This is a genomic window from Armatimonadota bacterium (assembly GCA_031459715.1).
Taxonomy (GTDB): domain Bacteria; phylum Sysuimicrobiota; class Sysuimicrobiia; order Sysuimicrobiales; family Humicultoraceae; genus Humicultor; species Humicultor tengchongensis.
Genome location: JAVKIA010000058.1, coordinates 1 through 9,764, shown reverse-complemented (window position 1 = coordinate 9,764; position 9,764 = coordinate 1). Strand labels below are relative to the sequence as shown.

The window sequence follows — 9,764 nt, the reverse complement described above, 5'->3', positions numbered from 1 at the left end:
GCCGGGTGGCGTTACTGGCCGGCGGGATGTCAGTACTCATTGCCCTGGTGCTGGGGACGGCGCTCGGGACCGTATCGGCCTACTATGGCCACCTGGTGGATCAGGTGGCGATGCGGGTGATGGACGTTCTGCTCGCGTTCCCTTACCTGCTGCTGGCTATCGTCATCATCAGCGCGCTGGGACCGGGCCTGATGAACACCGTTCTGGCCGTGGGAATCTGGGCGACCCCGGGCTTTGCCCGCGTGAGCAGGGGCACGGTGCTGTCGGTGAAGGAGCAGGAATACGTACAGGCCGCCCGTGCCATCGGTGCCAGCACAGGCCGCATCATCACCCGGCACATCCTGCCCAACTGCATCTCCGTCGCCATCGTCTACTCTGCGCTCTACATGGCCAACGCCATCCTGCTGGAAGCGGCGCTGTCCTTCCTGGGTCTGGGCGTGCAGCCGCCCACGCCCTCATGGGGGCTGATGGTCAGCACGGGGCGCGACTTCCTGCTCATCGCGCCACACATCGCCACCTTCCCGGGCCTGGCCATTGCGGTGGCAGTCCTGGGTTTCAACCTGCTGGGCGACGGGCTGCGCGATGCCCTGGACCCACGAGCCTGAGCGGCCGGTGGAGAAGCCATCCTGCCACGGGTCTTCTTGTGCGCCGATCCCAAACAGCGGATCGTCCTTGCGCACCGCAAGGGCTGTGACCATAAACAGCACCACGCCCCCCGCCGGCGCCTCCAGCCCTGCCAGGGGGTGCCCGAAGAGATCGCGCACCTCGCCGATGATTTGACCCTGCTCCACCATCTGGCCCGTGCTGACGACCGGATAGAACGCGCCCTCGACCGGGGCCCGCACCCAGAGGAAGCGAGAGAACCGCCTGGGGGTCGCCCGGAGGACGACCTGGCCCTGGAGCATGCCCAGGCGGACCATGACGTTTGTTACGCCCCGGACGTGCCGTTCCACGGAAACCGGATCCAGCACGCCCTGCTGCCCCACCTCGGCAATGATGGCAGGAATTCCCAGGCGCGCCGCAGCGACGTAGGAAGCCCCGGGAACCGCGTCCGGCGGAGCGGCGATGACGTAGTCCAGGCCGAACGCCTCTGCCATGGCTTCTGCGCTGCGATCGAGCCCGGCGTTGCCGGTCTGCTGGTAGATGGCAAACGGGATAAGGCTCTCGATCATGTCGCCGCCATGCAGGTCGATGTAGGCGTCGCTGCCCCTGATCAGCTCGCTGGTGAGGAAGTGCGTGACACGCTCAGAGGGCGAGCCCGCCATGTCCCCCGGAAAGGTACGGTTGATGTTCTTGCCGTCGCGAGGATTGATGTACATGCTGCGCGCGTAGAATCCCGGTGTGTTGATCAGGGAGACGACGATGACCGTGCCCCGCAGCCTGGCCGGATCCAGCTCCTGCCCCAGCCGGATGGCCGCCGCGATGCCCGCGTACTCGGCCGCATGCACGCCAGCGGTGATGGTGAGCGTGGGACCATCGCCTGCCCCTCGAACCACCACCGCTGGTACTTCCCAATCAGGCTCCACGCCCGGGATGCGAACCATTCCCTGCTCCCGACCGCCCCGTCCGGGCTGCAGGTGGGCAAAGGCGACACGGCTCATTCCCCGTACACCTCCGCGTTCAATGCGCTCAACTCCGCCAAGTTGTCCCTGTGCATGCGTCGCCGCCCCTCCTCCAGGTCGTGAATCATCTCCTGGAGCCGCGCATTGAGGGGCACGGGGACCCCATGACGCGCCGCCACAGTCACCACGGCGCCAACGATCTGGTCGACTTCGGTCTTGCGGCGGCGGACAGCAAGGTCCCGCCACACGCCGCTCTTGGCTTTCAGTGACCGCCGGTTGAATTCCACCAGGCGGTCCAGGCTGGCGGCAATGCCCGACCAGTCCCGCGGCTCTCGGAAAGCAAAGGCAGCCGGGTCGTAACCGTCGAACCCCTCGCAACGCACGCCCTCGGCTTCCGCAACGCGGATAGTCTCAGCGGCCAGGTTCGCCAGCATCGGCCGAAAAGGCAGGTGACCCAGCACATCCGCAATCGACTCGTCCACCAGGGCCGTGGCGAAGAGCATCGAGCCGTAGCCCAGCTTGCCCCAGAGGTACCCCCAGATATTGTCAGTGGCCATCGTGTTGGGGAGGAATGCCTGGCGGAAGACCTCGGCCAGCATGCGGACGCGCTCTGAGATCCTGCCGTCCAGCTCGCCGAAGTAGAGAGCGCCTCTCCCCCCGTACGTGACCCGCCCCGGAGCCAGGTAGTCAGCCCCGAAGTTCACGAACGCCCCCACCGTGCGCTCAGGGCCCACGCGGGCAGCAATGGTGTGCTCGTTCAAGCCGTTCTGCAGCGAGACGATGTAGCCCTCACGACCCAGCAACGGCACCACCGGACCCAGAGCCGCCTCGGTGTGCATCGCCTTTACACACAGGAGTACGGGTCCCTCGATGGGACGCAGGCTATCGGCAACCTGGGTGGTGTCCCCACTTAGGAGGACCTCCTCGAGCTCGGCAGGGAGTATCGCCCGGGCACGTACCGTAAACGTCTCCAGGCCTTCCACCGTCAGCCCAGCCGAATTGATGGCATCCACGTGCGCGGCGTCTGCATCGACGAACAGCACTTCATAGCCGCCGCGCAAAAGATACGCCCCGACGGTCCCGCCGATCGCTCCCGCCCCCACGACGATGAACTGCACGCCTATCCAGCCGCCTCCTCTGCAATCTCCCGCGCAGTGCGCAGCGCCTGCAGCAGGAGATTCCTGCCTCGCGTTGCCGCGATGGTCAATGCTCGCGCTTCCGGCGAGCCCTCCGGTGCCGCCGCCAGCTGCTCCGCTTCCACCAGGGGCGGCAGGACGGGAATGGTGGTGGCGGGATCGTGGTCGAATCGACCCGCTCGGGTGTACAGGACGGGGATGAGCACGCGGCCAAGGGCCATCAGAGCCCGGTTAATCCTCTCCGCACCCCGGGGCCGCAGCCCGTGGTCCCTTGTTGCCCGGAGCTGGAGGGCTCGGGTCGCCACCAGGAGGGCTCGCGCCTGCGCCAGGCAGGCAGACAGGTCGAACCGACCGTTCAGGCGCGCCTGCAGTTCCCTGAGCTTTGCGGTCACGTCCCTGGCTACGGCTGCGTAGTCCAGGGGCAGCACCGGGGCTGTGCACAGCCAGTACGTGGCTGCGGCATAGATCTGGGCGTCGCGCAGGAGGTTGTGTGGATCAACCTTGTCCATCAGGTCCTGGGGTGTGTGCCACCACCAGCCAAGCCCGCCGCTGTTGCTCCCGGTGAGCGCAAAGTCTCGGCTGGCCTCCGGCCCAAAAGGAGGATGCTCGGACAGCGTCATGAACAACGAGGGGATGCCGATCCCCAGGAAAGACTGATCTCCCGTGCGCCCCACGCGTGTGCCGCGGAACTGCTGCCGGGCGATCCGGCGGACGACGGCAGCACCGATCGCCCTCGTTTCCGGCATGCAGTACCCTCCTGCAAGCACGCTGGCGCCCCGCCCGCCAATGGAGTCTACATAGAGATGCACCGCGCAGCGGTGCGCCAGGTCTTCCCAGAAGTTGTCGGCGTACCAGGCGGATCCTGCATACCGACCGTGGGAGTGGCCGGACCAGAAAGCCAGGCGCAGCCCTCGGTAGGGGCGGGCATGGGCCATCAGTCGCCCGATCTCCATCATGGCAGCGTTGGCGCCACCGTTGTCCATGGCGCCCACGTACCAGGAGTCTACGTGGCCAGCTACCAGGACGTAGGTATCCTCAAGGGCCCCAGCCACATCGGCCACCAGCAGCGGAAGCCTGCGCCACCCCGTCTCCACCTCTGTGGCCATGCGAATCCGCAGGGGGCGTTCCGCCCGCAGCGCAGCCCGGAGCCGTTCTGCGGCAGTTCCGGCTGCCGACACCACAGGGATAGCAGGGAGCTGCGCCAGCCGGTCCGGCGTTGGACTTCCCCACACGGTGGACACAATCATCTCGTGCACGAGCGGATCGCGGTTCAGGAAGACTGCACCGGCGGCACCTGCTGCCTGAAGCTGGGCCACTTGCTCGGGCATGGCCAGCCCGTCTACAACCGCGATCCGTCCACGCACGTCGCGGTCGTGTGGGGCCAGGCCGGCCGCTTCATCGGCCAGGTAGATGGCCTGCGCCTCCAGCCCCTGAGGACCGGTGGCCGCCGAGAAGCTGTGGGTGATGCAGGGAATGTCTGCGGACTCCGGTCCGTGGACATGCAGTGCCGCGTTACGGGGAAGACTGATGAGGGCGTCGTGCTCCAGGACCTGCGTGCGCAGACCTGCCGAGGCGAGCTCCCGCTGGATGTACTCAAACGCCCGCCGCTCTTCAGCTGAACCCGATAACCGCTCCCACTGCGTGATCACCCGGAGATCCTGCATCAGGCGCTCAAGGGACACATTGCGGGCAAACTCCAGCCAGTCAGGCATGTCTCTCCCGGCGGTTGGCTGTCATATTCCGGAGCTCCGGGTAGCTTGACCTCACCGTGCCCACGATTCAGGTCAGCCTCCCCCGCAGCCGGGGGTCCAGCAAGTCCCGCAGCCCGTCGCCCATGAACATGAAGGCCGCCACTGTCGCGCCGATGGCGACTCCAGGGGCGATGGGCACCCACCACGCCGTCAGCAGAAACTGGCGCCCCTGGGCGACCATGAACCCCCACTCGGGCAGCGGCGGCTTCGCCCCCAGGCCCACGAAGCTCAGGCTGGCGGTGATCAGGATGGCGTTGCCCGCGTCAGTCGCCAGCTGCACGAGCAGCGGAGCCAGGCAGTTGGGCAGGAGATGGCGGGCCAGCACCCGCGCCTCGCCTGCCCCGATCGCCCGCGCCGCCTCGACGTAGGGGAGGTGCATCAGGGACAGCACCTGGCCCCGCATCAACCGCGCGTATCGCGGCCACCAGGCGATGCCCACGGCCAGGACCGCGTTGGCGAGGCTGGCGCCCAGCGCCGCCACGATGGCCATGGCCAGCAGGAACGAAGGGAACGCCAGGAAGGTATCGGCAATGCGCATGATGACCTCGTCGACCAGCCCGCCGCGGTAGCCGGCAACGATGCCCAGCGGCACACCCAGGGCGCTCGCCACGGCCAGCACGAACCCTGCCACAGCCAGGGAGACCCGCGCACCTACCATCACGCGGCTCAGCACGTCGCGGCCCAGGTCGTCGGTGCCAAACGGGTGTGCCGCTCCGGGGGGCTGGAACCGCTGCTCCACGGCGATGGCGTAGGGGTCCCGCGGCAGGTAGACGGTGCTCAGCAGCGCCACCGCGCCGATGGCGCCCAGCAGCAACAGCCCGGCCACCGCGCCGGCGTTGCCCCGCAGGCGCCGCCAGACGCTCGTCGGCCGGCGGACCGGCTCGGGCCAGGCGGCGGGCAGGGCGATGGCGGAGGAAGACAGGCGGCGCACGGCGCGGGTCAGTACCGAATGCGCGGGTCGAGTACCAGGTAGGCCAGGTCGACCAGGAAGTTCACCACGACATAGACCAGCGAGAACAGTAGCGTGATCCCCATGATCGGCTGGAAGTCGAGGCCCAGGATCGCGCGGACCGCGTACGAGCCGATCCCCGGCCACGAGAAGATGTACTCAACCAGGAACGCGTAAGCGATGAGCGCGGCGGTCTGCAGCCCGATGACGGTCACCACCGGGATCATGGCGTTGCGCAGGGCGTGGTGGACCAGCACCCGGCCCGCCCCGAGCCCCTTAGCGCGCGCGGTGCGGATGTAGTCGGCGGTCAGCACCTCGAGCATGCTGCTGCGGGTCATGCGCGTGATGACCGCCAGGTTGGCCACGGCCAGGGTCGCTGCCGGCAAGGCCAGGTAGTGCAGGGCCGAGACGAAGGCGGGCCAGTTGCCAGCCAGGGCGCTGTCCACCAGCAGGAAACCTGTCACCACCGCGGGCCGCGCCACGGCATCGCTCAGCCGGCCCCCTGAGGGGAACAACCGCAGCTCTTTGTAGAAGAGTAACTGAAAGAGCAGGGCCACGATGAAGACCGGCATGGAAACGCCCAGGATGGCGAACGCGCGGGTGGCGGCGTCGGCCAGGCGGCCGGCGCGCACGGCGGCGAACGCGCCCAGTGCGATGCCCAGCGGCACGCACAGCGCCAGCGAGACCAGGGCCAGCTCGACGCTGGCCGGCAAGAACGTGGCGATGTCATCGCGCACGGGCCGCTGGTTCAGGATTGACCGGCCCAGGTCGCCGCGCAGCACGATGCCAGCCACATAGCGCAGGTACTGCTGGGGCAGCGGCCGGTCCAGGCCCAGTTCGCGGCGGTACTGTTCGATCTGCTCGGCCGTGGCGTTGAAGCCGGCGGCGGCCGCGGCGGGATCGGCCGGGATGACGTGCGAGATGGTGAACGTCAGCACCGACATACCCCACAGCACGAACACCAGGCTGACCAGTCGCCGCAAGAGGTAGGGAAGCACAGCCGTCAGGTCAGGCCCGGCCCATGGGCGCGACGTCGGCGGGTAGGTAGGGGATATCGAATCCGAAATGGCCCGGCCCCAGCGCCGCCAGGCCCGCCGGGGTCCGGAGGGCCGGCGGCGCTGGGGCCACCAGCACCCCCACCTCGGCGCCGACAGGGAGGTCGGTGTTGGTATAGGGCTCGCCTGAGGGGGCCTCTGCCACCATGATCAGGTCCGGGCTCGTGGCGCACGGCTGGCCGTCGAGCCAGGCGATGTGGTTCTCGTTCTTGTACCAGATGCGCAGCCGTTGTCCCCGGTGGGCCGTCGTGCCGTCCAGGTGCGTCTCCCCGATCATGTACCCGTCGCGGCTCTCCCAGGGATGCGACGTCACCACCCCGGTGAACAGCACCCGCCCGCCGAGTGCCGCCGCAGCCGCCGCCAGGGGGTCGCGCCCGGCCTCCCGGGCCTCACGGATCGTCCGCCCCACGGCCAGCGCGCGGGTCAGCGTCCCGGCCACGCCCACCCGGCGAAGGTCCGCGCCCTGCATCAGGTAGCCGGCGTGCGCACAGGTGAGACGGGGATCGGGCAGACGGGTGGCCAGGCTGATCATCTTGCCGATCCGCTCGGCCACCGCCAGGCTGTGCGCCTCCCGCAGTACCAGCCGGTTGCCCCACGAGTCGCAGATCGCCACGGGGCAGAGAGGAATGCCGGCCAGCGCAGCTGTGGTCTGCGTCAGTTCCGGCACCGCGCGGCCGGCCAGGTCGGCATCCACGGCCAGCAGGCCCAGGCGCGCCGCGGCGTCGAGCGGACCGGCGGTGTTGCCGGCGCCCAGTTCGAACGGGACGATGGCACCGACCGCCCGGCCGCTGGCCGCGGCCAGGTCGGACACCGCCTCGGCCAGCGGGCGGGCGACGGTGACCTCCCCGTAGCCCAGTGCAGCGCGCTCCCGCGCCGACAGCACCGGGGTGGGCGCGATGGACCCCATCCCGAAGGTGGTGCAGACCCAAGTGTCGTCGGGCACCTCGGCCACGTCGACCCACTCTAGGCCAGGCCCCTCCGTCACGTGGGGCAGCAGGTACTCACGGCCCTTGTCGGGACGGCCGCCGCCCCCGGTGCCGAGAAGGGTCAAGCCCCGGAGGAGGTCTTCCGCCTCGAGGGCCGTCCGGATCCTGTGGCGGGGCATGCCTCTATGCCTCCGCCCACAGCGCGTAGAAGTCGGGCGGCAGGTTGAACAGGAACGGGTGCCACTCGAAGCCGTGCAGTTTCTTCGACCGCCCGAAGATCTGGAAGAACTGGGCACAGAAGATTGCAGGACCATCGTCGCGCAGCAACCGCTGCACCTGGTTGTAATAGGGTCGGCGGCGCTCGCGGTCGGGCACCGACACGCCCCCGTCGATCAGCTCGTCTACCTTCGGGTTCCGGTAGAATGTGAAGTTCTGGGCCGTAGGCGGGGTCATCGTGGAGTGGTAGGTCCGGAACAGAATGTCGTGCGGGTCGTCGTAGGCGGGGTTGATGGCCCAGCCGTACATGTCGGGCCCGCGGTCCAGGCTGGTCAGCGCGCCGATGAACCCCGCTGCGTCGGGCTTGTCGTCGATGGTCAGGCTGATGCCCACCTCGCCCAGGTTCTGCTGGAAGATCTGGGACAGCTGCGGATAGTAAGGGAAGAACGGCGAGATCGTCTGCAGCACGAACGTCTTCTGGGCAGGACCCACCTCCTGGATCAGCTGCTTGGCGCGGGTCAGTTCCCGCCGGAACTGGGGCAGCGAGGGATCGTGGGCCCAGATGCCCCGGGCGATGGGGCCGTTGGGGATGCGGCCCTTGTTGAGCAGGACGCCGCCCACAAAGCTACTGTAGCCGAAGACCGCGCGCATCGCCTGCCGGAACCGCGGGTCGGTGAACGGGCCACGCATGCGCATCATAATGTGGATCTGCGCCGGCGTGTCGTGCTCCTCGATGGCGACCGCCGGGTGCTTCTTGAGGGCCTCGGCGTCGGTGATGACGATGCCGTCGGCCAGGTCGGCCTCGCCCGTCTCGAGCATGAGGCGCTGGGTTGCCGACTCGCGCACCAGCCGCACGACGATGCGTTCGGCATGCGGGCCCTGCCAGCCCCGCCAGTAAGCGGGGTTGCGCACGAACGTGACCTGCTGGCCCCGCACCCAGCTCTCCAGCAGGTAGGGTCCGGTGCCCACGGCGTTGTCGTTGAGCCAGCGCTGGGCCAGGTCGCCGGCCTGCGCCCGGGCCTGCGTCGCAGGGCTGACCATGTATGGGGTCTTGGCCAGCGCCTCGATGAACGGCGCGAATGGCGTCTTGAGGGTGACGCGCACGGTCAGCCGGTCGACGACGTCGACCCGGTCGATGGCCGGCAGGCGGGCCGCCGGCCCCTTGTTTACGGCCTTGAGGCGCTCGAAGTTCCACTTGGCGGCCTCGGCGTCGAAAGGCGTTCCGTCGGAGAACCGCACGCCGGACCGCAGCCGGAACGTGTACACCCGCGCGTCAGAGGAGGCGCGCCACTCCGTGGCCAGCACCGGCGCGATCTTGGCGCCGCCTTTGCCGTCGGGCATGTAGTCCACCAGGGGCTCGTAGACCGGCCGCTGCGCGTTTTGCGAGTAAACGAAGTCGTTCTGGTGCGGGTCCAGGGTGAGGGTCTCGGTGCGCACCACGAACACCAGGGGCCGGGTCGCCACGCGGGCCGGGGCCGCCCTCACCGCGAAAGGCTTGAGGAGCGCAGCCAGGCTGCCGGCTGCGCCGGTGCCTGCGACCGCCGCGCCTGCTGCGGCGGCCGAGCGGGCCAGGAACTGACGCCGGGTCAGGGCGTCATGCCTATCGTCCGTCATCTTCCTGCACCTCCAGTGTCATCCGCTTCTTTGGCCAGAACCTCAAGGTACACAGCAGGTTCGGCTCCGATCGCTTCGCCTGTGTGTGGGATATTCGCCGGGATCAGGGCGGCATCTCCGGGCGCGAGCACACGCGCCTCGTCCCCGACCTGCAGGCGCAGCCGACCGCTCAGCATGTGCACCAGCTGCTCCTCGGGGTGTCGCTGCGGGGTAACGGTGATGCCGGGGGCGAGGCGCACCAGCACAGCCGTCATGGCCCGGCCCCGGTGCCGGCGCAGGGCAACCCCGGGGCGAGCGGTGTCCTCGGGCACCTCCTGCCAGCGGAATACCACGCCCGGCGGCGGCGGTTCGCCTGCCAGCGGTGCCGGCGTCACCACCTCGGCCCAGAAATCCAGCTTGCGATCGACGAAGGCCGGATTCCGCTGGCGGAACCGCTGGAAGCCTGGAGAGGCATCCAGGTCCTTGCTGTAGGCCTCGCGGTCGGTGACCACGATCTGCTCGATGTAGTCGAAGGGCAGCTGACTGCGGTCCCGACTGTCGGGGAGGATCCGGTGC

The 9,764-nt window shown here is 68.8% G+C and carries 8 protein-coding genes and 1 pseudogene; 1 reads left to right on the top strand and 8 read right to left on the bottom strand.

What is annotated here, in order from left to right; translation table 11 throughout:
- Positions 1 to 605: ABC transporter permease (locus tag QN152_13365; protein MDR7540494.1), on the top strand; the 605-nt coding region annotated here is incomplete at its 5' end.
- Between the two features lie 57 nt (positions 606 to 662).
- On the opposite strand, the pseudogene QN152_13360 reads toward QN152_13365, so the two are convergent.
- The 8 genes and pseudogenes from QN152_13360 to QN152_13325 form a co-directional block, all read right to left on the bottom strand.
- Positions 663 to 1,544: pseudogene (locus tag QN152_13360) on the bottom strand (succinylglutamate desuccinylase/aspartoacylase family protein).
- Positions 1,545 to 1,597: 53 nt separating this feature from the next.
- Positions 1,598 to 2,680 (bottom strand): 2-dehydropantoate 2-reductase, encoded by a 1,083-nt coding sequence (locus QN152_13355; GenBank protein ID MDR7540493.1) that lies wholly within the window; start codon positions 2,678 to 2,680, stop codon positions 1,598 to 1,600.
- Between the two features lie 2 nt (positions 2,681 to 2,682).
- On the bottom strand, positions 2,683 to 4,410 hold the full coding sequence (locus QN152_13350; protein MDR7540492.1) for a M28 family peptidase: 1,728 nt from the start codon (positions 4,408 to 4,410) through the stop codon (positions 2,683 to 2,685).
- 67 nt (positions 4,411 to 4,477) lie between these two features.
- Positions 4,478 to 5,380, bottom strand: a complete 903-nt coding sequence (locus QN152_13345) for an ABC transporter permease (protein ID MDR7540491.1) — start codon at positions 5,378 to 5,380, stop codon at positions 4,478 to 4,480.
- Between the two features lie 8 nt (positions 5,381 to 5,388).
- Positions 5,389 to 6,396 carry an ABC transporter permease gene (locus tag QN152_13340; protein MDR7540490.1) on the bottom strand — a complete coding sequence of 336 codons (1,008 nt, stop codon included), beginning with the start codon at positions 6,394 to 6,396 and terminating at the stop codon, positions 5,389 to 5,391.
- Positions 6,397 to 6,406: 10 nt separating this feature from the next.
- Complete coding sequence (locus QN152_13335; GenBank protein ID MDR7540489.1) at positions 6,407 to 7,558, bottom strand: DUF917 domain-containing protein; 1,152 nt, start codon at positions 7,556 to 7,558, stop codon at positions 6,407 to 6,409.
- Positions 7,559 to 7,562: 4 nt separating this feature from the next.
- A complete protein-coding gene (locus QN152_13330) occupies positions 7,563 to 9,209 on the bottom strand; it encodes an ABC transporter substrate-binding protein (GenBank protein MDR7540488.1) in 1,647 nt (548 codons plus the stop codon).
- Positions 9,206 to 9,764: cupin domain-containing protein (locus QN152_13325; GenBank protein ID MDR7540487.1), on the bottom strand; the 559-nt coding region annotated here is incomplete at its 5' end. The genes QN152_13330 and QN152_13325, both read right to left, overlap by 4 nt.